Raw genomic sequence first — 26,389 nt, forward strand, 5'->3', positions numbered from 1 at the left:
TCAGCCGTGACCAAGCCGCTTTCCATTCGCAACATCACCGCCCATTACGGCAGGACCCTTGTGCTCGAAGACCTGTCGCTTGAGGTCGCTGAGGGTGAACTGGTCTCGCTGCTCGGCGCCTCTGGCTGTGGCAAGACGACGACGCTTCGTCTTGTCGCCGGCTTCCTGCAGCCGACGTCCGGCGCCATCACGCTGGGTGGGCGCGACCTGACGCGCCTTCCCGCCCACCAGCGCGATATTGGCCTGGTGTTCCAGAACTATGCGCTATTTCCACACCTGTCGGTGGCCGACAATGTCGGCTTTGGCCTCAAGCAGCGCAATGTTACCGGCGATGCACGCACCAAACGTGTCAATGCCATGCTCGAGCGCGTGGGCCTCGATCATCTGGCCGACCGGTTGCCGGCTGCCCTTTCCGGTGGGCAGAAGCAGCGCGTGGCGCTGGCCCGGGCGCTCGTGATCGAGCCCCCCCTGCTGATGTTCGATGAGCCGCTGAGCAATCTCGACGCCAAATTGCGCGTCGACATGCGGGTGGAAATCCGCCAGCTCCAGCGCGCCAACGGGACAACCTCTGTTTATGTGACACATGACCAGGAGGAGGCGTTCTCCATCTCGGATCGTGTGGCCATCATGCACGCCGGGCGCATCATGCAGCTCGACACCCCGGAAAACCTCTACCAACGCCCGGCCAATGCCTTCGTGGCCCGCTTTGTCGGTTTCGAGAACCTGATCCCCATGAAAGTGGTGGCGCGCGACGGCGCCCTCGTGACGGCCGAAGCGGCTGGTGGAGTGCGGCTGAGCTTTGGGCTCGAGCAGTTCGGCGAGATACCCGACGACTTCGTGCTCGCCTGCCGGGCTGACGGTCTCACCGTCACGGACAATTTGGCGGTCGAAGGCATTCCGGCGACCTTGGGTCTGCGCACCTATCTTGGGCGCGCCTACCAGTACCAGTGTGACACCGCTGCAGGAGCGCTGGTTGCAAACGGTCCGCTCAGCCGCGTGCTGCAGCCGGGCAGCGCGGCGAAGCTGGTGCCGGTGCCCGAGCAATGCACCATTCTCAAGCCGGAATGACCACCCTCCTCACCAACGCGTTCGTCGTCACCATGGACGGCGACCTCACAGTACATGAACGCGGCTGGGTTCAGGTCGATGGCACGACACTCACCGCACTGGGCCCCGGCCCTGCCCCCGTCATTGCCGGTGCCGGTGCCGGTGCCGAGGTTATCGATTGCGGCGGCGATATCGTCATGCCGGGCATGGTCAATGCCCATTGTCACATGGCGATGTCGGTGTTCCGGGGGCTCGGTGAGGATGTGGACGACCGGCTTTACCGTTACATCCTGCCGCTCGAGCGAAAATTCGTATCGCCGGCGATGGTGCGGGCCGGGTCGGCGCTCTCGGCGCTGGAGATGATCGCCGGTGGCGTGACCACCGTGGCCGACATGTATTACTTCGAGACCGAAGTGGGCGACGTCTGCACAGAAGCAGGCCTTCGCGCGATCGTCGGTCAAACGCTGGCCGATTTCGATCCGCCCGACCACAAGGACTTCGACGAAGGCTTCGCCCGGGTCGAGGAACTGGTTGACCGTTATGCCGGTCATCCGCTCGTGACGCCCTCGATTGCGCCACACGCCCCCTATTCCACTGGTTTTGAAACCATGTCGCGGGTGGCCGAATGGTCCGCCGAGCATCCGGACGTGCCGGTGCAGATGCATCTGGCCGAATCCACCCTCGAGGTGAACTGGGCGCGCGATACGCACGGCAAGTCCACAATAGCGGTGACAGCCGAGGCGGGCTTGCTCAAACCGAACCTCATCTGCGCCCACTGCCTGCAACTGGACGACGCCGATATCCGCATGATGTCCGAGCATCAGGTTTGCGTCGTGACCAATCCGCGATCCAACGGCAAGGCGGGAAGAGGCATTTCGCCGGTCGAGAAGCTGCGCAACGCCGGTCTGCCCGTCGGGATCGGCAGCGACGGCGCCATGAGCGGCAATACGCTCGATCTCTTCAGCCAGCTTGCGCCCGTCTCGATGTTCGCCAAGCTATTGGGAGGATCGCGCAAGCCGTTGCCGGCGGTGGATGTGGTGCGGATGGCTAGCATCGAAGGGGCGCGGGCGCTCAGCCTCAATCTCAAAACGGGCTCGCTGGAAGCAGGCAAGCAGGCGGACCTGATCCGCGTCAGCCTCGCGGCACCGCGCATGCACCCGATGTACGACCCCTACTCCGCACTGGTGTTTGCCGCCCTGCCCTCGGATGTCACCGACACCATGGTGGCTGGTCGTTGGCTGATGCGGGACCGGAAGGTCCTGACGCTCGACGCGACCAAAACCATTGCCGACGCCAACCAGATCGCCCGCCAGTTCAAAACCGAAATGGCGCGGCTGGACACCATTGCCCCATGACCCAGCTTGATGCCGTGCTTGCCCACGCCGATGCCCAGCTCGACCAGAGCCTCGCGCGGCTGTTCGAATTGATCCGCATTCCCTCCATTTCGACCGAGCCGGAATACGCAGCCGACTGCCGGCGCGCGGCCGTATGGCTGCGCGATCAGTTGGCGGAGCTGGATTTTGATGCCAGCGTACGCGACACAGCCGGGCACCCTATGGTGGTGGGGCACGGACCGGCACAACCGGGTCCGCATGTGCTGTTCTATGGTCATTACGACGTGCAGCCCGTCGATCCGATCGCACTCTGGAAAACCCCACCGTTCGAGCCGTCGCTGGCGCCGCAACCCGATGGCGAGACCTATATTCTCGGGCGCGGGGCCTCGGACGACAAGGGCCAGCTCCTCACCTTCATCGAGGCCTGTCGCGCCTGGAAGGCAGTGACCGGATCGCTGCCGATCCGCGTTTCCATGTTGTTCGAGGGCGAGGAAGAAGCCGGATCCCCCTCGCTCGGGCCGTTCCTCGAGGCCAACGCCGAGGACCTCAAGGCCGATACCATTCTCGTTTGCGACACCGACATGTGGGATCGCGAAACCCCGGCCATCACCACCATGTGGCGCGGGTTCGTCTCGGAGGAGTTCGAGATCACCACGGCCGACCGGGATCTGCATTCGGGCATGTTCGGCAGCGCGGCCCGCAACGCAACCCAACTGCTCGGCACCATTATCGGCAAGCTGCGGGCGGAAGACGGGAGCGTCGCCATTCCCGGTTTCTACGACGGCGTCGAAGAGCTGTCGGAGGCCAATCGGCGCGAGTGGGAGCGGCTGCCATTCGACCCGGTCAAGTTCCTGGGCGATGTCGGCCTTTCCATTCCGGCCGGTGAGGCGGGGCGCAGCGTGCTTGAACAGGTGTGGGCGCGCCCGACGGCTGAGGTGCATGGCGTGTGGGGCGGGTATGCCGGCGATGGGTTCAAGACAGTCATTCCCGCCAAGGCCGGCGCCAAGATTTCCTTCCGCCTCGTGGCCGGACAGGATCCGCATCGCATCCGCCAGCTGTTCCGGTCCTTCGTCGAAAGCCTGATCCCCGGCGATTGCAGCGTCACTTTCAAGAGCTACGCCGCAGCGGCAGCGCGTAGCATGCCGCTCGACGGCGCTCTCCTCACCAAGGCGCGAGAGGCGCTCACCGCCGAGTGGAACCGTGAGACGGCACTGGCCGGCACCGGCGGCTCAATCCCGATCCTTGGAGAATTCAAGCAGCGGCTCGGCATGGATTCGCTGCTGATCGGCTTTGCCCGTTTCGACAACCGCATCCACAGCCCCAACGAGAAATACGACCTCTCCAGTTTTTCCAAGGGCATTCGCTCCTGGATTCGCATCCTCGACGCTTTTTCGGAGACTTGAGCCATGGCCATCATCCGCTTTTCCGTCGCGCCGCTCTGTCAGCAGATCACCCAACTGGCTGCAGTGGCCGGTGGCCGCGCCCCCGCCGACCTCGTGATCACCGGCGCCCGCGTGCTCTCCACCTACTCGGAGCGCATCAGCCCGGACAAGGAAATCTGGATTTCCGGCGGACGCATTGCTGCGGTCAAGCCAGCGGGCAGCCATAAGGCCGCACCGGCACCCAAGGCGGTCTATGATGCCAGGGGTGGCATTGTCGCGCCGGGCCTTGTCGATCCGCATATCCACATTGAAAGCTCGATGGTGACCGCCTGCGCCTATGCCGAGGCGGCGCTCCTCAACGGCACCACGACGATCTTCTGCGACAGCCACGAGATTGGCAACGTGATGGACGTGGCCGGGGTCGAGGCCATGCTGGAGGATGCGCGGCTGGCGCCACTCTCGATATTTCTCACCGTGCCCTCCACAGTGCCAGCCACCTCGCCCGAGCTCGAAACAGCGGGCGGCAACCTGACACCGGAGAAGATCGGCGCGCTGTTCGACAAATGGCCCGAAGCGGTAGCGCTGGGCGAGAAAATGGATTTCGTGCCCGTCGCCATGGGGGATCCGCGCAGCCACGCCATTATCGCCGAGGCGTTGAAGCGCGGTAGGCCGGTTTCGGGCCACATCTACGGGCGCGAATTCGTGGCGCCTTATGCGGCAGCAGGCGTCACCGACACGCACGAAGCGATCGACCGTGACATCAGCGACGATTTCGTCGACGCCGGCATCTGGGTGTTCCTGCGCGGTGGTAATCCGGCGACGCCCTGGAACTCGATCGTCGAGGCGATCAAGCCGATCACCGAGTTGGGCGCCAGCCACAAGCGCTTCTGCGTCTGCACCGACGACCGAGACGCCGACGACCTGCTGCAATTCGGTCTCGACTGGGTGGTGCGCGAGGCGATCCGCTGCGGCGTCAGCCCCGAGCAGGCCTGGTCGATGGGATCGCTGCATGGCGCAACGCGCTTCGGCATGGGGGACGAAATCGGTGGGCTCGGCGGCGGCCGGCGGGCCGACCTGGTGCTGCTCGATGATGCCCTCAAGCCGGTCAACACCTGGTATGGCGGCGAGCTAATGGTTGAGGGCGGCAAAATAACCGCGCTCCTCGATAAGACGCTGTCGGCACGCTACCGCTATCCCGACGCCGCCTATCACACCGTGCACCTGCCCAAGGGCCTGAAACTCACCCCCGAGCTTCCGACCGAAAAAGTCACCGCCAATGCCATCGGCATCGAGATGCCCGGTATCGTGTTGCCGCACCGCAAGATAGAGATCGCGCCGGCCAACGATTGGGCAACGGTGCTCGAGCGGGACAATCTCAGCTTCGTCACCGTTATCGAGCGTCACGGCAAATCCGAGGGCGGCATCGCCCACGGCTTGCTGCACGATTTCCGCATCCGCAACGGCGCTGTGGCGTCGAGCGTGGGCCATGACAGCCACAACATTATCATTGCCGGCACCAGCGAAGCAGACATGCAGTTGGCGCTCGACACCATAGAGGCGGCCAATGGCGGCGTCGCAGTGGTCGAGAATGGCAAAGTCCTTGCCTTCGTGGCACTGCCCATTGCCGGGCTGCTGTCGGACAAGCGCGTGCACGAGGTGGCGGCGGAGAACCAGGCGCTCAAGACGGCATGGGAGCAGGTGGGTTGTTCGATCCCCTATATGGGCTTCAACCTCATTCCCCTCTCGGTGATCCCGGAAATTCGCATCACTGACAAAGGATTGGTGAAGGTGCCCGAAATGGTGCTGGCGCCGCTTTATGAGTGACGCGGTCATCATCGATACCGATCCGGGGCTGGACGACGCCATCGCCATCCTTTTTGCCCTGGGGTGCGGGCGGTTCGACGTGCTGGGGCTGACCAGCGTTGCGGGCAATATCGGCATCGAGCAGACGACGGCCAATGCGGGGAGTCTGTTGCGGCTGATGGGCAGTTCTGTGCCGGTGGCGATCGGTGCGGCGCGGCCGTTGCGTCGCGAGAGCATCGATGAAGCGGCGATCCATGGCGACGACGGGCTGGGCGGGGTCGTTCTAAAGCCGAGCGATGCGCCGCCCCTACCCGATGCCGTGGCGTGGATGACCGAACAACTGACGTCGCGGCCGGCACACACCGTCGATGTGCTGGCACTGGGGCCACTCACCAACCTGGCGCGGCTCATCGAGACCCATCCCGAGGCAGCAGCCCGCATCGGGCGGGTGATCGCCATGGGTGGCGCCATCGATGAAAAGGGCAATGTCGGTCCGAATTCGGAATTCAACTTCGCCTCGGACCCCGAGGCCTTGCAGGTGGTGCTGGTGGCCCGGCTCGACCTGACGCTGATCCCGCTCGACGTGACCCGCAGGGTGCGCGCGGACGCGGCATATCTCGAAAGCCTTCGCGGCACGGCGCATGGCGAGGTGGCGGCAGCGTTGCTGCGGGCCTATTTCCACGATGGCCGCGAAAGCCGGCCGCTGCACGATCCGTGCGTCATGCTCTTTGCGCTGGCGCCCGATATTTTTGCTATCGAGCGCATGCGGCTGGCGGTGGACCTGGTGGACGACCCGGGTGCGATCCGCGTCACCCCTGACGGATGGCCAGCACAGGTGGCGATGGCGGTCGATACGGAACGCGCGCTGTCGCTGCTGCGCGGCGGTTTTATCTAAGCCAGTTCCTGCTCCACCAGCGTGGTCCAGAAACGGGCGCCGGTCAGGATGGCGGCGTCGTTGAAGTCGTAGCGCGAATTGTGGTGCAGGGCGCCGTCCACGGCCGGGCCGTTGCCAAGCCAGACATAGGCGCCCGGCACCTCCGCGCCGAAGAAGGCGAAGTCATCGCCGGCTGTCGAGGGCGGGAAATCGGTCACGACGGGCCGGCCGGTTACCGCTGCGGCGGCAGCCAGGGCGCGACGGGTAGCGTCGGGGTGGTTGACCACCGGCGGGATGCGGCGCTTGAACGTGTACGCGACGTCGATGCCGAAGCTCGCGGCGACGCCCCGCGCCAGCACCCCGATCTCGGTTTCGAGTTGGTTGCGCACTTCCGGGGTATAGGCCCGGGCGGTGCCGCCGACGCGGACGGTGTCGGGAATGACGTTGAGGGCTTCGAAATCACCACCGGCAAGGGCGCAGGCGCTGACCACCACCGGCTGCAGCGGGTCGACGCGGCGGGCCACGATGGTGTGGAGCATGGTGAGGAAATGCGCCGCGGCCGTCACGGCGTCGCGCCCCAGATGCGGCTTGGCGCCATGCGTGCCGATGCCGGTGAAGTTGACCGTCCAGCTGTCGGACGATGCCAGCTGCGGTCCGGCGACGACCGCCATCTCGTCGGTAGCAAGGCCCGGCATGTTGTGGAGGCCATAGACCGCGTCCACCGGGAAGCGGGCGAAGAAGCCGTCGTCGATGATCGCCTTGGCGCCACCCCTGCCCTCTTCGGCCGGCTGGAAGATAAAGTGCACGGTGCCGGAAAAATTGCGGGTGCGCGCCAAGTGACGGGCGGCAGCGAGCAGCATCACCGTGTGTCCGTCATGGCCGCAGGCATGCATGGCGCCGGCGACGGTCGATTTGTAGTCGCGGTCGGCCAACTCGGGCATGGCGAGCGCGTCCATATCGGCGCGCAGGGCAATGCGCCGCGTGCCATCGCCCACCTGCAGCGTGCCGACCACCCCTGTTTTCCCGAGCCCGCGATGCACGGCGATACCGGCCTCGTCGAGCAGTCGCGCAACAATCGCACTGGTGCGCACTTCTTCAAAGCCCAGCTCGGGATGGCGGTGCAGGTCATGCCGCAGCTCGATCATCGCATCGAGTTCGAGAGGGGTGTTGTCACCATGCAGCATCGGTCGCTAGGGTCTCCACGTTACCGTCAGGCCCTCTAGTAGCCGGGCCAGAGGAAGAGTCAAAGCTTGAGCCATCTCCCCCACGAATATTGGCAGGTGGTCGCACCGGCAGGAACGTATGGCGGTGGCGAGCGGTGGTCGCGCGGTTACCCGGCCACCTTGCCAGATGGTCGGGAAATCCTTTTGCCCATCCGGGTTCTGCCGGGCAGAGGCGACGAGGCTGTAGCGTCGCTGATCATCAACCAGGCAAGCTTCGCCGTCGAGGACGCGATCGCGTCCGCGATGGCCGACCATTGCCGGTCCTTTGCGCCCGACGTCATCGTCGGCGTGCCCACGCTGGGGCTTCCACTGGCCAATAATGTCGCTCGCCGGCTTGGCCACTCCCGCATGGTGCCCCTCGGCACCTCGCGCAAATTCTGGTACGAGGAAGAGCTCTCCGTTCCGCTGTCCTCGATCACCAGTCCGCAACACCAGAAGACGTTGTATCTCGATCCGCGCATGCTCCCCCTGCTCCGGGGGAAGCGCATTGTCGTAATCGACGATGTCATCAGCTCGGGCGCGTCGACGTCTGCCGTGCTGAAGCTGCTCGACCTTGCGGGCCTCGCTCCGGCGGCAATCGTGGTTGGCATGCTGCAGGGAGAACGGTGGCGCATGGTGCTGGCGTCCTGGGAAAGCCGCATCAGGTCGGCGCTCACGTCCCCAAGGCTCAGGATGACCGGTCGGGGGGAATGGACGCGCGACCCTTCGGGAAAAGGGCCGATTTCTCCGCCACCAAGCCAGGGTTCGGCAAGAAAAGCGACATCCTAGGTCCAGAGAGGCGGCTGGTGCGTGGCGCTCGGCCAGCGACAATGTCCCTCCGCGTCCTCGGAGCCCTGCACTCGGCGCGGCCAAGCGAGGCGGCGGCGACCAGCCCCGCAACGTCGTCGGAACGTCTGCTGGCAGACATCGTTACCTTTCCACAACGAACCGAGGAGACAGACGATGGACTGGAATCGCGTTGAAGGTAACTGGAAACAGATGACGGGGAAGGTCAAGGAACAGTGGGGCAAGCTCACCGACGACGACATCACCCAGATCAATGGCAACCGTGAGCAACTCGAAGGCAAGATCCAGGAGCGCTACGGGCGGGCCAAGGACGAGGTCCGGAAGGACGTCGACGATTGGTATGGTCGCCAGACCTGGTGATCCGCGACTGAACCCATGAAAGGGCCTGCCCGCAGCCGGTCCTTCTTTCGCCGGGTTACTTTGGATAGCTTGCCCAGCCGCTTTTAGGCGGCATAGCAATGGCGCCAGTCGTCGCCGACATCATGGGTGTAGGTGAAGCCGGCCTCGCAGCGGGCAAAGCGGGCGCCGCGCATTTTGTCGCCCCAGTCGGGATCGGGATAGCCATAGCGGCGGTCGCCGATCTCGGACTCGATGAGATGATAGTCCTCAATTGGGCGTTTGTACTTGGCATTCACAGCAACGCCTGCTCGTTCCTCCCCATGAAGCGGAAAGCGATATAGACGGCGCAGCCGCTGATCAGCAGCAAGATGGTGGACAGGGCCGCTGCCGTGCCGAAGTCCCCATCGAGGATCAGCAGGTAGATGCGCACCGGCATGGTCATGGTGCTGCCGACATAGAGCACCAGCGAGGACGACAGCTCGTTGATGGCGGTGACGAAGCTCAGCATGCCGCCGGCGATGATGCCCGGCACGATGAGCGGCACGGTGATGCGCAGGAACGCCTGGAAGGGGCTGTAGCCGAGCGAGACCGCGGCCTCTTCCATGCTGGGCGAAATCTGGCGCAGCGAGGAGGCGGTGGTGCGCACCGTGTAGGGCAGGCGGCGGATGAAGATGGAGAGAATGATGATCAGCGCCGTTCCCGTCAGCACAATCGGGCCGGTGTTGAAGGCGGCGATGAAGGCGATGCCGATGACGATGCCGGGCATAACGTAGGGCACCATGAAAGCGCCGTCGAGCAGGGCGGTATTGAAGTTGGTGCGCCGCGCCACGAGCACGCCGACCACCGTCCCGACCATCACGATCAGCACCACGGCCGCCACCGAGAAGGTGAGGGAATTGCGCACCACGTCGCCGAGGTTGAACAAGATCCGTTCGTAGCTCTGCAGCGCAAAGCCGTCCTGGAACACGGGGCCGCTGGTCTTGCGGAACGAATAGATCACCGAAATGATCACCGGCATCGCCCCGCACAGGCCGATGAAATAGACCGCCACATGCGCCAGCACATTGCGCCAGCCGCTGAGCTGCATCCGCACCGGCTTGTTGATCATGTTGCCGTGGTAGACGTTACGGCGCGACATGTAGCGCTGCAGCAGCACGAACACCATCGACACCAGGATCAGCACCACGCTGATCGTCGTGGCCATCGACAGGTTGGAGCCAATCTCGGCCGAGTAGAGAGTGAAGGCCTCCGTGGCCAGCACGTTGTACCCGCGGCCAAGCAGGCGCGGCGTGCCAAAATCGGCGATGGCGTGGATCAGCGCCAGGAGCCCCCCGGCGGTGAGCGCCGGAAAGACCATGGGGAAGGAAATCTTGAAGGTGCGCTGCCAGGGGGTCAGGCCCAACCCCTCGGCCGCCTCTTCAAGGGAGCGGTTGACGTTGCTGAGGGCCCCGGAGACCATAAGGTACACATAGGGGTAGAATTTGAGCGAGAAGACGATGAGGATGCCGCCCACGCCGTAGATCGGCGGCATGCTGATGCCGAGGTCGCGCAGGAAGCCGCGTACCACCCCGCCCGCGCCGAACAGCACGATCCATGAATAGGCGCCGATGAAGGGCGGCGACACCAGCGCCAGGATCGCCAGCAGCGAGACGAACTTGCCGCCGCGGATCACGAAGCGCGACACGCAGAAGGCCATGATCGAGCCGAGCAGCAACGCCCCCGCCAGGCCGCCGAAGCCCACCACCAGCGTGTTGACGAAGGCCTGGTGGAAGCGCGGCTCGCTGAGGAACTTGAGATAGTTGCCGAAGGTCAGGTTGCCGCTCTGGTCATAGAAGCTTGAAACCAGCACCGATCCGACCGGGATGAACAGCAGCACGAACAGCAGGACCCAGGTGAGGATCATCACCACGGTCCAGAAATTGAAGCGGGGCATGGCCGTCACCCTCCGATGCGGGCGCCATCGGCGCCGAAGGCCATGGGCGCGTCGCGCGGCACCAGCACGGAGACCGCCTCGCCGGCCTGGCGGGTCGCCGCCATGCCGGGATTGGCCACCTGCACCACGAGGCTGCCCACCGGCGTTTCCACCTGCACATGCGCTTCGCGCCCGAGATAGGTATACTTGGTGACCGTTCCGTTGAGCGCCGCGGCGCCTTCGTTCGGGCTCCCGGCGGCGGCGAGGACGAGTCGCTCGGGCCGGACGGCCCAACTTGCATCGGGCGGCGCGGAGAGCCCCAGCTGCCCCAGCAAGGCATCAAGCGCCGGCCCCGGCTGGAACGTGTTCAGCGTGCCCACGAACTCGGCCACGAACCGGGTCTGCGGATCGCCATAGATCTGCTGCGGCGTTCCCACCTGCTCGATGCGTCCGGAATTCATCACGCAGATGCGGTCCGAGATCGCCAGCGCCTCTTCCTGGTCGTGCGTCACGTAGATCGTGGCGATATCGATCTGCTGCTGCATGTCGCGGATCTCCTCGCGCAACTCGATGCGCAGCTTGGCATCGAGGTTGGAGAGGGGCTCGTCCATGAGCAGGAGGCGCGGATTGATGACCATGGCGCGCGCCAGGCCGATGCGCTGCTGCTGGCCACCCGACATGGCAGCGGGCAGGCGCTGCGCCATGTCGCCGAGGCGTACGGAGTCGAGGGCGGGAATGACGCGCGCCTTGATGTCGGCGGCAGAAACCTTGCGCGGCTTGAGGCCGAAGGCGACGTTGTCGAAGACGCTAAGATGGGGGAAGACGGCATAGTCCTGGAACACCATGCCGATATCGCGCTGGTGCGGCGGCACGGCGCGAAGGTTGGAGCCAGCGAGCGTGATCTCGCCCGAAGTCAGGTCATTGAAGCCGGCAATGGCGCGCAGCAGGGTGGTCTTGCCGCAACCGCTGGGGCCAAGCAGCGTGAAGAACTCGCCGCGCTCCACTGCGATGGACACGCCATTGAGGGCCATAAAGCTCTCGCCGAACTGCTTGGTGGCATTGTTGACCGTCAAGTAGCTCATTGGTGTCCTTCTCCCCTCGCCGTGTCGCCATAAGACACTGAGCAACTTTCGCATTGCAACAAATTTCCACCCGGTTCAGGATAAAATCGATCTACCAATGATCAAAAACGAACGGGAGGATTCCGATGAACATTCGCAAACGTACATTCCTGGGACTGACAGCGGCCGCGCTGATCGCTTCGACCAGCCTGGGCACCCTAGCGATCGCCCAGGAAGGCTCGGTGGTGATCTACACGGCGCACAAGTCGTCGATCGTGGATACGCTTCTGCCCATCTTCGAACAGGAGACGGGCCTCAAGGCGGAAGTGGTAAAGCTCGGTTCGGGCGATATCGCCAAGCGCGTGCAGGCCGAGGCGGGCGCTCCGGCCGCCGACGTCATCTGGTCGATCTCGGGCAGCCAACTGACCGAGCTCAAGGACCTTTTGGAACCCTACACGCCGCCCGAGTTCGATAAGATCGATCCGCAGTTCATCAAGGATCCCTCGTGGACGCCCTATACCGCGGTGGTCTACGTGCTGGCCGTCAACACCGACCTGCAGCCGCTCGACACCGCTCCCAAGACCTGGGCAGAACTCGCCGATCCGAAATGGTCCGGGCAGATCGCCAGTGCCCGTGCGGATGGCTCGGGCTCGGCGATGCAGCAGCTACAGACGGTCCTCACCGTGTTCGGTGACGAAGGCTGGGACAAATATGCCGAGATCGCCAAGAACTTCGTCTTCACCGATTCCTCGGGGGCCGTGCCGCGCTTCGTGGCCGATGGCGAGACGTCGATGGGCCTGACGCTGGAAGACAACGCCCTTGAATATGTCCAGGGCGGCGCACCGATTTCCATCGTTCACCTGACAGACGGTACGGCGGCCACGCCCGATGGCGTCGCCCTGGTCAAGGGTGGGCCGAACCCCGAAGGTGGCAAGGCCTTCATCGATTGGGCCATGTCCAAGTCCACGCAGGAAAAGCTGGCTATGGACATCGGCCGCCGTTCGGTGCGTGTCGACGTGGAAGGCCCGGCCGGAACGCCGAACCTGGCCGACCTGACCCTGGTCAACGTGAAGCCGCTCAGCGACTTCGGCGGTGCCGAAGAAGTGCTGGCCAAGTGGCGGACCGCCATCGGCGAATAATCCGCTTCTTCTGACTGAAAACGACCAAAGCAGGACCTCATGAGGCAGCTCGAAGCTTTCACGCTGGGTAAGAAATTTGGCCATCCGGAAGCCAATGAAGACAGCCTCGTGATCATGCCAAACCTCGGTTACGCCGTTATCGACGGCGTAACCGACCGCAACGGCACCCGCTATGGCGGCATGCTGTCGGGGCAGTTTGCCTCGCGCACCGTCAAGCGCGCGGTGGAAGAATTCCTCCTCGCCCAGGGCCAGCCGGACAGGCCGGAGCTGCAGTTCCAGGGCGGCGAGCACTTCGTCGACTACCTCGGCAAGGCCATCTACCAGGGCTATGTGCAGAACGATGCCGTGGCCGCAGTCGAAGCCGACTGGAAGCTGCGCGGCGGCTGCACGGTCATGGCCGCACTCTTGATCAACGATCGCCTCGAAGTGGTGGCCGTCGGCGACAGCGGCATTCGCATCAATGGCGCCGACACCCTGCAGGTGCTCAAGCCCCTCGATGACGTCACCGCTATCCTGCGGCGAGAGGCCTGGCATTATTTTTGCGCCCAGGGCCTGACGCCCGAAGAGTGCGATGCCCAGGCCATGGCCATGACATGGCAGGGGACCCGGAACCAGGTCGAGGGCACACCCACCGCCGATGGCGCCGTGATCGAAACGATCGAGGCGCGCGCCCTTAAGGCGTGCCGGGAGCATCTGCCGGACGTGCCGGAAGATGAAATCCTGCTGCTGGTCCAGCACGGCATCGCGCACGGACAGGGCAATTTCCAGAACGTCACCGACCCGGTACTCGGCTATGGCGGCATCGATGGCTTTGCCGTTCCCGCGCGCTATGTCGAAACGCGCAGCTACGCGCTGGGGGATATCGAGACGATCGAGCTATTCTCGGACGGTTACTTCAAGCTAGGCGACGGGTTCGGCGTCGCCGCCTGGGAGCGCGCCTTCGCCGAGGTGGAGGCGGAAGACATTCACAAGATCGGGCGCTACATGAGCACCAAGGGCACGACCGAGACACAGCTCACTGATGATCGCAGCTATCTCGGTGTGCGCCTGAAATGAGCGGCGGGGCCGCGCCGCACCTGCCGGTCGAGGCCGGCGCGCCGGAAAGCGGCCGGGTCAAGCACCGGCGGCGGGCGATACTGGAGGCGGTGCGGACCAACGGCGCGGCCTCCGTGGCCGAATTGGCGGCCCGCTTCGACGTCACCTACCAGACCATCCGGCGCGACCTGAGGACGCTCGAGACGCAGGGCCTGCTGCAGAAGGGATTTGGCGGCGCGTTCGCTTCCCCGGGCGTGGCGCATCACACCCACGGCGAACGCCACGGCGTCCAGTCTGGGGTCAAGCGGCAACTCGTAGCGGCGCTGGCCGAATTCCTGACGCCGGGCGCCACCGTCTTCGTCGGGCTGGGAACGACCTTCGACTCACTGCACGAAGTCCTGGCCGATCACCCCGGCGTATTGGTGGCAACGCCCAATCTCGAAGTTGCTCATTCCTGCGCGCTCAAGACGGAGGCGACCGTCTATGTCTACGGCGGCTATGTGCGCAACAAGGACTCTTCGATCCTGACGCTGGCCGACGAGAGCCGTCAGCGCTTCAAGTTCGACGTCGCCATCATCGGAGCCAGCGCGATCGACCGCCACGGCACGGTACAGGAATTCGATCCCATGGAAGTCGACCTGGTGCGCTCGATCCTGCCCCATACACGCCAGGTGATCCTGGTGGCGCATGACGAGAAGTTCGACCGGCGCGCTCCGCACGTCGTAGTGCAGATGTCCCACGTCGACGTTCTGATCACCAATGGCGACCCGGCCGAGCGCTTCGAAAACGCTTCGATCCTTGCCTCGACCCGGATAATCGCGCTCGACTAAGTGCTGATCGCAGTCTTGGCGTTGGTTTGAGATCTGAACTCCACCGTGCATAACGGTATCGACCAGGCGCGGCGGCAGCACCGAGCACGGCGTCTGTTACCAGTGCGCATCAGGGTAATCTCCAAGCGTGCAGGCTCCATCGTCCGCCGTCCGGGAGAGAGTGCACGGAGCTTCACGGCCACCTGCAGGCAACTTTACGGATTTGAACCTCTATGAGCGCGCGGGGAAGCTATGGGCTTCCCCGACCACCGCGATGGCAACCACCGTGCCGGCCGGGAGGGATGCCGGGCCGGGCACCGAAATGGTGAAAAGGCTCGCCGTTTCAAGGACCATCTCGTCCGTGGCGTCGGGCAGGTGCTCCACCACGGTGCGCCAGGTTGGCCCCTCGTAGCTGCGCGCCACGATCCGGCCGCGGCTGCCCTGCCCTTCGCCCGTGGCCGGGGTGATCCGCACCTGTTCGGGCCGCAGCATGATCGTGCGCGGACCCGACGGTCCCGTGGCACGAACGGGTCCCAAGAGCGTATGCGCGGTCCCGTCCTGGACCATGGCATTGAGGATGATCGCGTCGCCCAGGAACCGGGCGGTCTGGGCATTGACGGGCTTGAGATAGACTTCCTCGGGCGTACCGGCCTGAACCAGGCGGCCGTCCTGCATCACGGCGACGCGGTCGGCAAAGGACAGCGCTTCTTTCTGGTCATGCGTCACCAGCACCGTGGTGATGCCCGCTTCCCCCAGCACCGAGCTCACCATGTCGCGAATGGCATCGCGCAATCCGGTATCGAGGGCCGAAAACGGCTCATCGAGCAGCATGACCTTGGGCGAGCGGGCCATGGCGCGCGCCAGCGCCACCCGCTGCTGCTGTCCGCCCGAAAGCTCATGCGGACGCCTCATGCCGACATCGGGGGGCAGGCCCACGCGCTGCAGCAGTTCGGCCGCCTTGCCGCCCCTTGCCGATGGTGGGTCGATCATGCCGAAGCGCACATTGTCGGCCACCGACATATGCGGAAACAGCGCCCCTTCCTGCACCACATAGCCGATTTGGCGGCGGTGCGACGGCACTGGACCCTTGTCGTCTTCGAGCGCGATTTCGCCCAGCCGGATCGAGCCGGCATCGAGCGTCTCGAAGCCGGCAATGGCGCGCAGCAACGTGGTCTTGCCCGAGCCCGACGGCCCGACGATCGCGACGCGGCTGCCCGCGGCGATGGTGAGCGAGACGGCATCGAGCGCGATGGTCTTGCCATAGCGTTTGTGGGCAGCGGTGATGACGAGGTCGCTCATATCTGACCGATCTTGCGCGATTCAAAGCGCAGCAGCACGACGAGCGGCAGGGAGAGGACAATCATCAGTAAGGCGTACGGCGCCGCGGACGAGAAGTCGAGTTCGGCCGTATAGGCCCAAAAGCGCATGGCGAGCGTTCGCGTGCCATTGGGCGCCAGCATCAGCGTCGCCGTCAATTCGTTGGCGATGCCGAGCGCGACCATGGCCGTGCTGGCGGTGGCGCCGGGCATGGCTAGCCGCAGCGTGGTGCGCGCGATGGCAACCATGGGCCGCTTGCCCAGGCTCGAGGCTGCGCGTTCCAGTTCGGGCGGCGCCTGGGCGATGCTGGAGCGCAGGCCGACCACGGCGCGCGGCAGGAACATGAGCATATAGGCGATCACCAGCGTCGCCATGGTCTGGTAGAGCGAGGGTGCCAGACGTACCGTGATGGTGACCAGCGCCAGCGCCACGATCACCCCGGGCAAAGCGCCCACATAATAATGGGCCGCCTCGAGCAGGCGCTGCGAGCGGCTCGGCGCGCGCACGCTGAGCCAGGCGATGGGAAAAGCGGCTATGGTCGTGAGCAGCGCCGCGCCAAGGGCGAGGGCCGCTGTCTGCCCCAGCGCCGGCAATACGGCGTCGAGCCGCCAGATCGCAGCGCCGCCCAGCCACAGCCAGCGCGACAGCGTCCACAGCGGCACGCCCAGCGAAAAGAGGGTAAAGATGAGCACCAGGCCCATGGCACCCCATCGCAGAGGCCCAAGCGATTGTCTTTCGGCTCGTCGAATAGACCCTGAACCGATGCGGGCATAGCGCTCGTCGCCCCGCAACGCAGATTCGGCCCGGAGCAGGACAAGGCAGGCCACAACGAGAACGCCGCCGAGCAGGTTGGCCGCCGGGCCGTTATAGACGGACTGGAACTGATCGACGATCGCTGTCGCGAACGTGTCGAAACGGGTCAGCACGAAGAGCCCGTATTCGGCCAGGAGGTGCAGCGCCACCAGCAGCGCGCCCCCCCAGATCGCAATTCGCAACTGCGGCAGCACGATGCGAAAGAACACCACCATTGGCGGCTTGCCCAAAGCCGCTGCGGTTTCCTCGAGCGCCGGATCGAGCCGCCGCAAGCTCGCGGCCACCGGCAGGTACAAGAACGGCAGGTAGGCGAGAATGGACACCGCGACCGCGGCCCACAGGCCATGAAAACCTGGCGCGAAGGCACTCCAGGCATAGGAGTGGACGAAGGCGGGAACCGCCAGCGGGGCAACCATCAGCCACGACCAAAGGCCGCGCCCTGGCAGGTCGGTCCGCTCCACCAACCAGGCAAAGCTAACCGCAAGGCTTATGGCGAGGGGCAGCGTAATGGCCAGGAGCAGCACCGTATTGACGAGCAACTCGCCCACCTTGGGGCGGAACACGAGAGTCGCAACCTCAGCCCAGCCGCTGTCGAAGGCCACCCACGTGACAAACAGCAGCGGCACCGAACACAGGATCGCCACAGCAACAGCCAGCGCCGCAAGAGTTGCAAAACCCACCGGCGTGCGGCGCCTGCGCACGATCATCTCAGTTGCTGCCAATGCCAAGTAATCCAAGAAACGCCGCCCGAACCAGTCCGGGCGGCATCAGTGCCTCTTTAGAGCAAGCCGGCGGCAGTCATCAACTCCGCCGCCTTGCTATTGTCGAGTTGGGTCGGATCGATCGCGGGCGCTTCCAGGTCCTCCAGCGGCACCAGCGCCGCATTGGCCGCCTGGTCGACGCCGATGGCATACTCAAAGGAATCGTCGCGCAGCACGGTCTGGCCGCCCGCACCGGTCACGAACTTGAGGAACTGCAGCGCCTGTTCCTTGTGCTGGCTGGTCGCCAGCACGCCGCCGCCCGAAATGGAAATGAAAGCGCCAGGATCCTGGTTCTTGAAGTAATGGAGGGCAATCTTGTCACTGCTTTCCTTGGTGCCAGCTTGGTCGCCGAACCAGTAGTAGTGATAGATCAGCGCACCATCGACCTCGCCATTGTTGGCGGCTGCCATGGCGGCGCGGTTGCCGCGGAGCGAAACCACGTTCGCCTTCATGCCGTCGAGCCAAGTCTTGGTGGCCTCTTCCCCGTTAAGGGCGAGATAGGCTGCAACGATCGCCTGGAAGTCGGCGCCGCCCGGGGAAGCGGCCCAGCGGCCTTGCCATGCCGGATCGGCCAGCTCGGCCATGGTCTTGGGCAGCATGTCTTCGCTGAGCTTATCGGTATTGTAGGCAAAAACCGTCGCGCGGGCGGCGATACCGGTCCAGTGCCCGTTCTCCGGGCGAAACTGGGCCGGAACCTGCTCGAGGAGGTCTGCCGGCAGCGGTTCGAACAGTCCGGCATTGTCCACAAGCACCATGGCAGGCGAATTTTCGGTCAGGAACACGTCGGCGGGCGACATGGTCCCTTCCTGCACGATCTGGTTGCCCAGCTCGAGATCGCTTCCCTGGCGAACCACGACATCGATGCCGGTCTCGGCCTTGAACGCGTCGACCCAGGCCTGTGTCAGGGTTTCGTGCTGGGCGTTGTAGACGACAAGCTCGCCATCCTGGGCGAAGGCGGCCGACGACAGGGCTACGAAGGCCGCGCCGAGGGCAAGCATGCGCGCGAAGGGGGAGACGATGGACTTCATGGACGATCCTTCCGGGGGAGCTGATGTAGCAATCACGACACCGGGGACTTATTCAAATATGATTGTCCTTGTCAACTTAAGTTTGCCCGGCGGCCTGCTGCCGCAGCGCCTCCAGTTGCCCAAGCGGTGTGTAGGTCTCAGACCTCGGCAGACACGGTGGGGTTAGACGGCGCGGAAGCAGCCTGTCGCGCGAAAGCCGAGATACAGCACGGTGGTGAGCAGGGCGACGGCGACAGAAGCTGGAGTCTAGTTTGCGTGGAAGCTCTTCTTGATGTCGAGCGGGAAGCTCGAATGCTTCGCAGGAGGTAGTCCCACCTGAACTGCCGGCAGGCAAGTTGGCGCCAAACGTGCCTTCTCCCGCACGCTCAAGGAGAAGCTGCGGCACGCCGATCCCATCCTCTGGCGCAATTACCTCAGAAGCGTTGTGGGCAGGCTTATCGTGGGAGCAAGGCGGGTCGTTATCGTGGGCAGCAGCCACAGCCTCCACCGCTCAATCGCAGAGGACACTTTTTCAGCCAACAGTGTTCGCAGTTTACATAATGATACAGGAATGGCGCGCCCGAAGAGATTCGAACTCCTGACCCCCAGATTCGTAGTCTGGTGCTCTATCCAGCTGAGCTACGGGCGCGCAGGCCGACGAGACGGCCGCTTCGATTGACGACAGGACGATGTCTCTGTCTGAAGCGGGGCAACCCATACATGGCTGCTTTGGCCATTGCAAGCGGCACCGGAGGATTTTTCGGGGCCAGAAGGTCACGCCGTGGGTCGGTGCGGTAGCGCGACCTCGAACTGCGTCCCCTCCTCCGTCTCGACAAACCGCAGCATCCCCCCGTGGGCCTCCGTGATTTCCCGGGCAATGGCGAGCCCCAGTCCCGTGCCCCCCGCGCGCGCCGAGCCTTCAAACGCCTCAAACAGATGCGCCCTGGCCCGTGGCGGAAGCCCGGGGCCATTGTCGCTGACGGCCAGGATAAACGCATCATCGTCCTGCCGGGCGGTGGCCGTCACCTCCGCGCCGGGCCTGTTCGGCCGCGGGTCGCTTTCGAGTGCCTCGCGCGCATTCTTGAAGAGATTGACGAACACGCGGGCCATCTGGCCCGCGTCGACGTCGAGCACGATACCGTCCGGAACCTCATTGACGAAAACAACGGCCGGATGCCCGACGAGGCGGGCCTCGAAGGCCGCATCGTCCAACAGAGGCCTGATCTCCGTCGGGACGAACTGCGGCGGCGCCGCCGCCTCCCGGCCATAGTCGAGCACCGATTGGGCAAAGCCGATCGCCTTGTCGAGCGTCGTCACCAGCCGCGGCGCCAACCGTTGCACCTTCGGGTCGTCCAGCGTGGCCACCTGGTCGGAAAGAAGCTGCGCCGCCGTCAGGGTGTTGCGCAGGTCGTGGTTGATCTTGGCGACCGCCAGGCCCAGATCCGCCAGGTGCCGGCGCTGCCGCAACATCGAGGCGAGGTCGCGCTCCATGTCGGCGAGTTCGCGTTCCACGATGCCGATTTCGTCGCGGCGCTGCGAGGGTTGCAGGATCAGCGTGGCATTTTCCGGCGCCTTGCGAAACGCCAGCATGTTGTCCGCCAACCGTAACACCGGATCGATGAAGAGCCGGCTCGCCAGCATGTAGAGCGCAAAAGCGGTAATGGCCGCGATGCCCAGAGACACAAGGCCGATATTGCGCGAATATTCCAGCATCTCCTGGCGCAACGGCGCTTCGGGCATCAGGATTTCGATGAGGCTTTCGTCGAGATCCCCCTCCCCCACGATGCGCAGCGTTCGGCCGCGACCGGCGAACAGGGTGTCGATGGCGCCGGCGATCTGCGTCGCCAGATCCCGCTGCCGCATGTCGGCCGTTGTCACCCGTTCCGGCGTCACAGGCTCCGCCAGCTCGATCAGTTGGCTCTGCCCCTCCCGCCGGTAGACGATGGCGTCTGCGCCGGCCGAGGTGAGCAAGCGATCGGTCAGGCTCCGCGGTAGGGACATGACGTCCGGCACAGCATCGAGCACGCGCGCGGCGACCACCCCAACGCGAAGCCTGTCCTCAAGCCAGGTAGCGCGGAAATTGGCGAGCGATGGCAAATAGACCACGATTTCGACAAGGAAGATCACGCCGATAATGGTCGCGATCAGCTTGTTCGAAAGGCCGGAGAATCGACCGGGAATCGGGCTGCCAGGGTTGCTCATGGTGCTCCGATCATAAGGGAGGGCTCGTCCGGCCGTCAGCCCCTCGAGATCAGCGGGGCAGAAGACGACGCAAGGCCTGGCGACGCTGCGTCCAAGGAGATACGCGCTGACCGGCCGGATGGTTCTCCGCCATCTGTGAAATCAGTGCCGCGAGGCTGGGATAGGGCAAGCTTATCGCCGCCAACTGCTCGGTGGTCATCCTCGCCTGCATGGCGAGGCTCACAAGGGCGCCGAGTTCGGCTGCCATCGGCGCGACAATGCTGCCGCCCGTGATGCGATCGTGCGCATCGAGCATCAGCTTGGCGCTGCCCACAGTCTTGCCCATGGCCCGCGCCGCCTCGTTCTCCGCCAGGGTGGCGCGTAGCACTTTCGCATCGGCCCGCCCCCGACGCGCCAGCGGTTCGGCATGGCCGATCTGCACCAGCCCCGGTTCGGTCGGGACGATCATCGGAAGCGCGCCCGACGGCCGCCCGCGACCGGTGAGAACAGCCTCCACCACCTCGCGCCCATGCGCCAGCGCCAGGTTCCACTGCCTTTGCCCGGCCGCATACCCCACCGCACGCACCGCCCGGTTGGCAGTGCGTCCCAAAGGGCCCGTACTCAACAACCCATCTGCAGAAAGGCTAAGCTTGAGATGCTCGATCCCCAAACCTGCAACGTCCGGACGCCGCTCCGTCGCCAGCAGGACATGCGAGACATCCAGCGGCCGCGTCTGCCCTCCCTGTGTCGACAGGCGCACCCCGATGCCCTGGCTGCGCGGCTGGATTTCCTCGATCTGTCCCTCGCGCACGAGATCCAGCCCTTCGGCGGCCAGTGCATCGGCCAAAACGGAGACCGCTTCGGGATCGAACCCGGCCAGCAGCGCCCCCTGCGGCACCAGCGTCACCGCGCACCCCAGCCGCCGGTGGATTTGCGCCAGAGCCACCGCTTCAGCGCCGCCGCCAATGACCAGCAGATGGCTGAGCTTGCGACCATTCTCGACGATGGTGTCGGGCGTCAGAAAGTCGATCTCGGACAGACCCGGAATGGAGGGCGTCATGGGCTCGCCGCCCAGGGCAAGGATGATGCTGCGCGGCCGCAGCACGGCGTCCCCCACGGCTAGGGTCCGGCCTTCGGTGAACCGCGGTTCGCCGCGCATCACCTCGACGCCCTGCGCTCGCAGGTGCTCGACGCTCTCGAGAACGGCGCCCCCTTCGGCGACGGCAATGGCCCGCGCCGCGACCGACTTGTAGACGAGTTTTGGCTGTATGCTGGCCAGCCCCAGCGTCTCTCCCTCGCGCATGGCTTGGGCAAGGCCGGCGCTCGCCGCCAGTGCAGCAAGGCGACGATAGACTTCTGGCTGGTCGCCCGGCTCAGGCCGGCCCCGGTCGACGAGCGTGACGGAGACGTCGAAGCGGCGGGCGTGGCGTGCAAGCGCAACACCAAGTGCACCAGCACCGATGATACAGAGGTCGGGTCGTAGGGGATCTGCCATGGGTATCGAGGCCGGAGGAAAGGAGGTCTGTTATGAAGCGATCCCCCGGCATTGACAACCGCACAGCCCCCCGCAATCCCTGCTCCGCCGCGCGTTGACTTGGAGGGCACTTTTCCCTATAGACCCCACCAACCGACGCTGGTGCGGACCACCCGCCAGCTTAGCCATTCTTCTGCGAAAGCAGCAGCCAACAGAGGAACCGCGCGCCGCGCGGTTTAATGCCATGAAGCGTACCTATCAGCCGTCCAAGCTCGTGCGTGCCCGTCGCCACGGTTTCCGTGCCCGTATGGCCACCAAGGACGGTCGCGCGATTCTCAATCGCCGCCGCGCCCTTGGCCGCAAGAAGCTGTCGGCCTAAGGACCTTTGGCCGCATGACGGCCAGGGAGCATGGCAACAAGGGTGTGCGCCGTCTCAAGCGGCGCGCTCAGTTTTTGAGAGCCGCCCGGGGCAATCGCGCCGGGCGCTCTGCGTTTGGGTTGCAGGTCGTGCCGGCGGACGAGCCGGCACCGGGCGTCGGCTTCACGGTGACCAAGAAGATCGGCAATTCCCCCGAGCGCAACCGTATCAAGCGGCGCCTGCGGGCCGCTGCGGCAGCATGTGCGGATGACTTTCACGCCGGGCATGACTATGTCCTTCTGGCGCGGCGTGAGGCGCTGACCATGCCTTACGTCAAGCTCGTCGCCGACCTTGGCGGCCTCATCGAGCGTGTGCACAGGGATGGCACCGGCTCCAGACCCAATCGACCCGGCCTCGGCCCACGGAATGCCCGACCATGAAATCTGACAATCGCAATGTGATCATCGCCGTTGTGCTCAGCATGCTGGTGCTGTTCGGCTGGCAGTTCTTTGTTGCCGGTCCGCAGTTGCAGCGCGCGCAGCAGCAGGCCGAGATCGCGGCGCAACAGCAGGCCGAGCAGGACGCCAATCTCGCGACCCCGACCACGCCTGCGACAACGCCTGGGGCCGCTGCAACGCCTCCCGGCGCGCCCGGCCCGCAGACCTTCGAATCGCGCGACCAGGCCCTGGCGGCAACGCAGCGTGTCGCCATCAACACTGATGACCTCGAGGGCTCGATCAACCTCACCGGCGCGCGCATCGACGATCTGCGGCTCAAGCAGTATCGCGAGACCGTCGACCCATCCTCGCCGATCATCACCCTGCTCTCGCCGGCCGGCGCCCCCGATGCCTATTACGCAGAGGAGGGCTGGGTCCCCGTCGCCGGCAGTTCGATTGCCGTGCCCAACGCGCAGAGCCAGTGGACCGTCATCAGCGACAACGCCACGCTCAGCGTCGGCAACCCGGTCACCCTGAGCTGGGACAATGGCGCGGGCCTCGTCTTCAACCGCACCGTCTCGGTGGATGAGCACTACCTGTTCACCGTCAAGCAGATGATCCAGAACAACACCGGCGGCGACGTCGCGCTTTACCCCTATTCCCGCGTTGTCCGCCACGGTACGCCGCATGTGCAGAACTTCTTCATCCAGCATGAAGGCCCGCACGGCGTCCTGGGCTCGAACAACCTGATCTCCAAGAAGTACAGCGACCTCCAGAAGGAGCAGCAGCTGACCTTCGAGAATACCAGCGGCTGGCTCGGCTTTTCGGACAAGTACTGGGCGACGGCCGTCATGCCGCCGGCCGGCACGGGGATCAACGCCCGCTACAGCTGGAGCAACAATTCCGGCTACGACGAGTACCAGACGAGCTATGTGGAAACCGCGCCGGTGACCATTGCCGCTGGTGGCACGGCAGAACGCGAAAGCTACCTCTTTGCCGGTGCCAAGGAAGAGAACGTCATCGCCGCCTATGAGCAGCAATACGGCTTTGATCGGCTCGAACTGCTGATCGACTGGGGCTGGTTCCAGTTCCTGACCAAGCCCATGTATTACCTGCTGACCTTCCTCTACAGCATTCTGGGCAATTTCGGCCTCGCCGTGATGGCGGTGACCATCATTGTCAAGGCTATCTTCTTCCCGCTCGCCAGCCGCTCCTACGCCTCAATGGCCGCGATGCGCCGCGTGCAGCCGGAGATGAAGGCCATCCAGGAGCGCCTCAAGGACGACCGCGCCGCCCAGCAGCAGGCGATGATGGAGCTCTACAAGAAAGAGAAGATCAACCCGCTCTCGGGCTGCTGGCCGATCCTGATCCAGATCCCGGTTTTCTTCTCGCTCTACACCGTCATCTTCATCAGCCTCGACATGCGCCACGCGCCCTTCTTTGGCTGGATTCAGGATCTGGCGGCGCCCGATCCGACCAACATCTTCACCCTCTTCGGCCTAATTCCCTGGGATCCGACTCTCGTGCCGATCATCGGCGGCTACCTGCACCTGGGCGTCTGGCCAGTCATCATGGGCATCACCATGTGGGTGCAGATGAAACTCAACCCGCCGCCACCCGATCCGACCCAGGCGATGATCTTCAACTGGATGCCGATCATCTTCACCTTCATGCTGGGCACCTTCCCGGCGGGCCTCGTGATCTACTGGGCCTGGAACAACACCCTCTCGGTCACTCAGCAATGGGTCATCATGAAGCGCCACGGCGCCGAGGTGAACCTGCTCGGCAACATCCTCGACACCTTCCGGCGCAAGCCCAAGGCCGCCGACGGCAAGAACTGATCTTTTACGACCACACGTCAACGGGCCCGTCGCATCGCCGGCGGGCCCTCTTGTTAGGGGCCTTCGCATGACCACGCCCGACTATTCTCCCGACACCGTCGAACGCGGGCGCCTGTTGTTCGCGCGCCCCATCGTCTTCGTCAAAGGCTGCGTGCGCCTGGCCGACCTGCCCCCGATGGACCGGGTGGAGATCGCCTTTGCCGGACGCTCCAATGTGGGCAAGTCGAGCCTCATCAACGCGCTATGCGGGACTTCCGGCCTCGCCCGGACCTCGAACACTCCGGGCCGGACGCAGGAGCTCAATATCTTCCAGAGCCAGAGTGAAAACCTGCGTATCGTCGACATGCCCGGCTATGGCTACGCCAAGGCGCCCGAGCCCAAGGTGCGGGCGTGGACACAACTGATCCATCAGTACCTCACCGGCCGCGCCACGCTGCGCCGCGTCTATGTGCTGGTCGACAGCCGCCACGGCCCCAAGGACAACGACGTCTCGGTGATGAACGAGCTCGACCGCGCCGCCGTCAGCTACCAGATCGTGCTCACCAAGATCGATAAGCCCTCCGCCAAGGACCTCGAAAAGGCCGTCGCAGCGACCCGCTCGGCCATTGCCAAGCGTCCCGCCGCGCACCCCGACATCGTGCTCACCTCGAGCGAAAAGGGCGACGGTATCGGCCAGTTGCGCAGCGAGATTGCCCTGCTGCTTGAAAGCTAGGCCGTGTCCGCGAAAAACCGCACTATCGCCCGGCGCAGCGCCATGCTGTCGGACGGCGTCGCGAACGAGGCAATTGCCTCCTCGATCACCGTCTCCGGCGCATTGCCGCGCCGGAGATCGACGAGCGCCTTTGCGTAGGCGTCGTCGAATTCCGGATGCGGCTGGAAGCTCAGCGCCTTGCCTGTCTTGTAGAGCAGGCCCGCATAGGGCGCGAACGCGGAGGCCAGCACGACCTCTGCTTCCGGCGGCGGCAGCACGACCTGATCTTGGTGCGAACAGGCCACCGCGATCGTGTCGGGAAGCTCGGCCAGAAAATGCGGACGCGCCTCGACCCGGTAAAGATGCCGGCCCAGCCCCCAGCCGCGCCCTGATTTCTCCACCGTGCCGCCAAGCGCATCGGCCATGATCTGGTGCCCGAAGCAGATGCCCAACATCGGCGTCTCTGCCTCGTATGCTGCGCGAATGAACGTTCGCAGAGGATCGAGCCAGGCGTGGTCCTCGTAAACGCCGGCGGGGGAACCCGTGATGACGAGACCCTCGAGTGCCGCTGCATCGGGAAGTGCTACGCTCCTGACGTCGATTTCGGAGAACGAGAAGTCACCGCCTCCCGAGGCGAACATGTGCCGGAACATCTGCGGGTAGTTGGCGAACCGGGGCTGCAGGTGCTGCGGCACGTCGCCGGTCTGGAGGATGGTCAAATGCATGAAGGGCGGCTCGCTTGAATCCGCCCTTCAGATATCGCGG

General features: G+C 64.8%; 24 protein-coding genes and 1 tRNA gene. 14 read left to right on the forward strand and 11 right to left on the reverse strand.

The window, feature by feature from the left end:
- The first annotated feature begins 6 nt into the window (after nucleotides 1-6).
- The 5 genes from IC608_RS15315 to IC608_RS15335 are packed head-to-tail and all read left to right on the forward strand — an operon-like array spanning nucleotide 7 to nucleotide 6,461.
- A complete protein-coding gene (locus IC608_RS15315; RefSeq protein ID WP_191777319.1) occupies nucleotides 7-1,068 on the forward strand; it encodes an ATP-binding cassette domain-containing protein in 1,062 nt (353 codons plus the stop codon).
- On the forward strand, nucleotides 1,065-2,402 hold the full coding sequence (locus IC608_RS15320) for an amidohydrolase family protein (protein ID WP_191777321.1): 1,338 nt from the start codon (nucleotides 1,065-1,067) through the stop codon (nucleotides 2,400-2,402). The genes IC608_RS15315 and IC608_RS15320 overlap by 4 nt, the downstream gene beginning before the upstream one ends.
- Nucleotides 2,399-3,784, forward strand: a complete 1,386-nt coding sequence (locus IC608_RS15325) for a M20/M25/M40 family metallo-hydrolase (RefSeq protein ID WP_191777323.1) — start codon at nucleotides 2,399-2,401, stop codon at nucleotides 3,782-3,784. Before IC608_RS15320 ends, IC608_RS15325 begins: the two co-directional genes overlap by 4 nt.
- A gap of 3 nt (nucleotides 3,785-3,787) precedes the next feature.
- On the forward strand, nucleotides 3,788-5,587 hold the full coding sequence (locus IC608_RS15330) for an adenine deaminase (RefSeq protein ID WP_191777331.1): 1,800 nt from the start codon (nucleotides 3,788-3,790) through the stop codon (nucleotides 5,585-5,587).
- On the forward strand, nucleotides 5,580-6,461 hold the full coding sequence (locus IC608_RS15335) for a nucleoside hydrolase (RefSeq protein ID WP_191777333.1): 882 nt from the start codon (nucleotides 5,580-5,582) through the stop codon (nucleotides 6,459-6,461). Before IC608_RS15330 ends, IC608_RS15335 begins: the two co-directional genes overlap by 8 nt.
- On the opposite strand, the gene IC608_RS15340 is transcribed toward IC608_RS15335, so the two are convergent.
- Nucleotides 6,458-7,624: a M20 aminoacylase family protein gene (locus IC608_RS15340; protein ID WP_191777335.1), complete on the reverse strand. Its 1,167-nt coding sequence runs from the start codon at nucleotides 7,622-7,624 to the stop codon at nucleotides 6,458-6,460. The genes IC608_RS15335 and IC608_RS15340 overlap by 4 nt on opposite strands.
- Nucleotides 7,625-7,690: 66 nt before the next feature.
- On the opposite strand from IC608_RS15340, the gene IC608_RS15345 reads away from it, so the two are divergent.
- A complete protein-coding gene (locus tag IC608_RS15345; RefSeq protein ID WP_191777337.1) occupies nucleotides 7,691-8,431 on the forward strand; it encodes a phosphoribosyltransferase in 741 nt (246 codons plus the stop codon).
- A gap of 174 nt (nucleotides 8,432-8,605) precedes the next feature.
- The gene (locus tag IC608_RS15350) at nucleotides 8,606-8,809 is read left to right on the forward strand and encodes a CsbD family protein (RefSeq protein ID WP_191777339.1); all 204 of its coding nucleotides are present in this window, start codon (nucleotides 8,606-8,608) and stop codon (nucleotides 8,807-8,809) included.
- A gap of 83 nt (nucleotides 8,810-8,892) precedes the next feature.
- On the opposite strand, the gene IC608_RS15355 is transcribed toward IC608_RS15350, so the two are convergent.
- The 3 genes from IC608_RS15355 to IC608_RS15365 are packed head-to-tail and all read right to left on the reverse strand — an operon-like array spanning nucleotide 8,893 to nucleotide 11,782.
- The gene (locus tag IC608_RS15355; protein WP_191777341.1) at nucleotides 8,893-9,084 is read right to left on the reverse strand and encodes a plasmid pRiA4b ORF-3 family protein; all 192 of its coding nucleotides are present in this window, start codon (nucleotides 9,082-9,084) and stop codon (nucleotides 8,893-8,895) included.
- Nucleotides 9,081-10,721, reverse strand: a complete 1,641-nt coding sequence (locus tag IC608_RS15360; RefSeq protein ID WP_210316378.1) for an ABC transporter permease — start codon at nucleotides 10,719-10,721, stop codon at nucleotides 9,081-9,083. The genes IC608_RS15355 and IC608_RS15360 overlap by 4 nt, the downstream gene beginning before the upstream one ends.
- 5 nt (nucleotides 10,722-10,726) lie before the next feature.
- Nucleotides 10,727-11,782, reverse strand: coding sequence for an ABC transporter ATP-binding protein (locus IC608_RS15365; RefSeq protein ID WP_191777345.1), 1,056 nt, complete (start codon nucleotides 11,780-11,782; stop codon nucleotides 10,727-10,729).
- A 125-nt stretch (nucleotides 11,783-11,907) separates the two neighbouring features.
- On the opposite strand from IC608_RS15365, the gene IC608_RS15370 reads away from it, so the two are divergent.
- The 3 genes from IC608_RS15370 to IC608_RS15380 are packed head-to-tail and all read left to right on the forward strand — an operon-like array spanning nucleotide 11,908 to nucleotide 14,765.
- Nucleotides 11,908-12,900, forward strand: coding sequence for an extracellular solute-binding protein (locus tag IC608_RS15370; RefSeq protein WP_191777347.1), 993 nt, complete (start codon nucleotides 11,908-11,910; stop codon nucleotides 12,898-12,900).
- Nucleotides 12,901-12,939: 39 nt separating this feature from the next.
- Nucleotides 12,940-13,956 carry a protein phosphatase 2C domain-containing protein gene (locus IC608_RS15375; protein WP_191777349.1) on the forward strand — a complete coding sequence of 339 codons (1,017 nt, stop codon included), beginning with the start codon at nucleotides 12,940-12,942 and terminating at the stop codon, nucleotides 13,954-13,956.
- Nucleotides 13,953-14,765: a DeoR/GlpR family DNA-binding transcription regulator gene (locus IC608_RS15380; protein WP_191777351.1), complete on the forward strand. Its 813-nt coding sequence runs from the start codon at nucleotides 13,953-13,955 to the stop codon at nucleotides 14,763-14,765. Before IC608_RS15375 ends, IC608_RS15380 begins: the two co-directional genes overlap by 4 nt.
- A gap of 210 nt (nucleotides 14,766-14,975) precedes the next feature.
- Here IC608_RS15380 and IC608_RS15385 read toward each other — a convergent pair whose 3' ends face one another.
- The 6 genes from IC608_RS15385 to IC608_RS15410 all read right to left on the reverse strand — a co-directional run bounded on the left by IC608_RS15385 (nucleotide 14,976) and on the right by IC608_RS15410 (nucleotide 22,318).
- Entirely contained in the window at nucleotides 14,976-16,043 is a 1,068-nt protein-coding gene (locus tag IC608_RS15385; protein ID WP_191777353.1) for an ABC transporter ATP-binding protein, read from the reverse strand.
- Nucleotides 16,040-17,581, reverse strand: a complete 1,542-nt coding sequence (locus IC608_RS15390; RefSeq protein WP_191777665.1) for an ABC transporter permease — start codon at nucleotides 17,579-17,581, stop codon at nucleotides 16,040-16,042. Before IC608_RS15390 ends, IC608_RS15385 begins: the two co-directional genes overlap by 4 nt.
- 71 nt (nucleotides 17,582-17,652) lie before the next feature.
- Nucleotides 17,653-18,663: an iron ABC transporter substrate-binding protein gene (locus IC608_RS15395; RefSeq protein ID WP_191777355.1), complete on the reverse strand. Its 1,011-nt coding sequence runs from the start codon at nucleotides 18,661-18,663 to the stop codon at nucleotides 17,653-17,655.
- 551 nt (nucleotides 18,664-19,214) lie between these two features.
- Nucleotides 19,215-19,291, reverse strand: a tRNA-Arg gene (locus IC608_RS15400).
- 125 nt (nucleotides 19,292-19,416) lie between these two features.
- A complete protein-coding gene (locus IC608_RS15405; RefSeq protein WP_191777357.1) occupies nucleotides 19,417-20,844 on the reverse strand; it encodes a sensor histidine kinase in 1,428 nt (475 codons plus the stop codon).
- A gap of 49 nt (nucleotides 20,845-20,893) precedes the next feature.
- Nucleotides 20,894-22,318, reverse strand: coding sequence for an FAD-dependent oxidoreductase (locus IC608_RS15410; RefSeq protein WP_191777359.1), 1,425 nt, complete (start codon nucleotides 22,316-22,318; stop codon nucleotides 20,894-20,896).
- A gap of 223 nt (nucleotides 22,319-22,541) precedes the next feature.
- Between IC608_RS15410 and rpmH the strand changes: the two genes are divergently transcribed.
- The 4 genes from rpmH (at nucleotide 22,542) to yihA (ending at nucleotide 25,645) form a co-directional block, all read left to right on the forward strand.
- Entirely contained in the window at nucleotides 22,542-22,676 is a 135-nt protein-coding gene (gene rpmH, locus IC608_RS15415; RefSeq protein WP_046105410.1) for a 50S ribosomal protein L34, read from the forward strand.
- 14 nt (nucleotides 22,677-22,690) lie between these two features.
- Nucleotides 22,691-23,095 carry a ribonuclease P protein component gene (gene rnpA, locus IC608_RS15420; protein WP_191777361.1) on the forward strand — a complete coding sequence of 135 codons (405 nt, stop codon included), beginning with the start codon at nucleotides 22,691-22,693 and terminating at the stop codon, nucleotides 23,093-23,095.
- Nucleotides 23,092-24,933: a membrane protein insertase YidC gene (gene yidC, locus IC608_RS15425; RefSeq protein WP_191777363.1), complete on the forward strand. Its 1,842-nt coding sequence runs from the start codon at nucleotides 23,092-23,094 to the stop codon at nucleotides 24,931-24,933. Before rnpA ends, yidC begins: the two co-directional genes overlap by 4 nt.
- Before the next feature lie 67 nt (nucleotides 24,934-25,000).
- Nucleotides 25,001-25,645 carry a ribosome biogenesis GTP-binding protein YihA/YsxC gene (gene yihA, locus IC608_RS15430; RefSeq protein ID WP_191777365.1) on the forward strand — a complete coding sequence of 215 codons (645 nt, stop codon included), beginning with the start codon at nucleotides 25,001-25,003 and terminating at the stop codon, nucleotides 25,643-25,645.
- On the opposite strand, the gene IC608_RS15435 is transcribed toward yihA, so the two are convergent.
- Complete coding sequence (locus tag IC608_RS15435) at nucleotides 25,642-26,349, reverse strand: type 1 glutamine amidotransferase (RefSeq protein WP_191777367.1); 708 nt, start codon at nucleotides 26,347-26,349, stop codon at nucleotides 25,642-25,644. The two genes, yihA and IC608_RS15435, sit on opposite strands and share 4 nt — an antisense overlap.
- Nucleotides 26,350-26,389 lie beyond the last annotated feature (40 nt).

The sequence above is a fragment of the Devosia oryzisoli genome, from assembly GCF_014837245.1.
Taxonomy (GTDB): Bacteria; Pseudomonadota; Alphaproteobacteria; order Rhizobiales; family Devosiaceae; genus Devosia; species Devosia oryzisoli.

Excerpts from the sequence above, each read along its gene's own strand:
- IC608_RS15320 (WP_191777321.1), top strand. The coding sequence starts at position 1,065 with ATGACCACCCTCCTCACCAACGCGTTCGTCGTCACCATGGACGGCGAC.
- IC608_RS15325 (WP_191777323.1), top strand. The coding sequence starts at position 2,399 with ATGACCCAGCTTGATGCCGTGCTTGCCCACGCCGATGCCCAGCTCGAC.
- IC608_RS15330 (WP_191777331.1), top strand. The coding sequence starts at position 3,788 with ATGGCCATCATCCGCTTTTCCGTCGCGCCGCTCTGTCAGCAGATCACC.
- IC608_RS15335 (WP_191777333.1), top strand. The coding sequence starts at position 5,580 with ATGAGTGACGCGGTCATCATCGATACCGATCCGGGGCTGGACGACGCC.
- IC608_RS15340 (WP_191777335.1), bottom strand. The coding sequence starts at position 7,624 with ATGCTGCATGGTGACAACACCCCTCTCGAACTCGATGCGATGATCGAG.
- IC608_RS15350 (WP_191777339.1), top strand. The coding sequence starts at position 8,606 with ATGGACTGGAATCGCGTTGAAGGTAACTGGAAACAGATGACGGGGAAG.
- IC608_RS15360 (WP_210316378.1), bottom strand. The coding sequence starts at position 10,721 with ATGCCCCGCTTCAATTTCTGGACCGTGGTGATGATCCTCACCTGGGTC.
- IC608_RS15365 (WP_191777345.1), bottom strand. The coding sequence starts at position 11,782 with ATGAGCTACTTGACGGTCAACAATGCCACCAAGCAGTTCGGCGAGAGC.
- IC608_RS15370 (WP_191777347.1), top strand. The coding sequence starts at position 11,908 with ATGAACATTCGCAAACGTACATTCCTGGGACTGACAGCGGCCGCGCTG.
- IC608_RS15375 (WP_191777349.1), top strand. The coding sequence starts at position 12,940 with ATGAGGCAGCTCGAAGCTTTCACGCTGGGTAAGAAATTTGGCCATCCG.
- IC608_RS15380 (WP_191777351.1), top strand. The coding sequence starts at position 13,953 with ATGAGCGGCGGGGCCGCGCCGCACCTGCCGGTCGAGGCCGGCGCGCCG.
- IC608_RS15385 (WP_191777353.1), bottom strand. The coding sequence starts at position 16,043 with ATGAGCGACCTCGTCATCACCGCTGCCCACAAACGCTATGGCAAGACC.
- IC608_RS15390 (WP_191777665.1), bottom strand. The coding sequence starts at position 17,581 with ATGATCGTGCGCAGGCGCCGCACGCCGGTGGGTTTTGCAACTCTTGCG.
- IC608_RS15395 (WP_191777355.1), bottom strand. The coding sequence starts at position 18,663 with ATGAAGTCCATCGTCTCCCCCTTCGCGCGCATGCTTGCCCTCGGCGCG.
- IC608_RS15405 (WP_191777357.1), bottom strand. The coding sequence starts at position 20,844 with ATGAGCAACCCTGGCAGCCCGATTCCCGGTCGATTCTCCGGCCTTTCG.
- IC608_RS15410 (WP_191777359.1), bottom strand. The coding sequence starts at position 22,318 with ATGGCAGATCCCCTACGACCCGACCTCTGTATCATCGGTGCTGGTGCA.
- rpmH (WP_046105410.1), top strand. The coding sequence starts at position 22,542 with ATGAAGCGTACCTATCAGCCGTCCAAGCTCGTGCGTGCCCGTCGCCAC.
- rnpA (WP_191777361.1), top strand. The coding sequence starts at position 22,691 with ATGACGGCCAGGGAGCATGGCAACAAGGGTGTGCGCCGTCTCAAGCGG.
- yidC (WP_191777363.1), top strand. The coding sequence starts at position 23,092 with ATGAAATCTGACAATCGCAATGTGATCATCGCCGTTGTGCTCAGCATG.
- yihA (WP_191777365.1), top strand. The coding sequence starts at position 25,001 with ATGACCACGCCCGACTATTCTCCCGACACCGTCGAACGCGGGCGCCTG.
- IC608_RS15435 (WP_191777367.1), bottom strand. The coding sequence starts at position 26,349 with ATGCATTTGACCATCCTCCAGACCGGCGACGTGCCGCAGCACCTGCAG.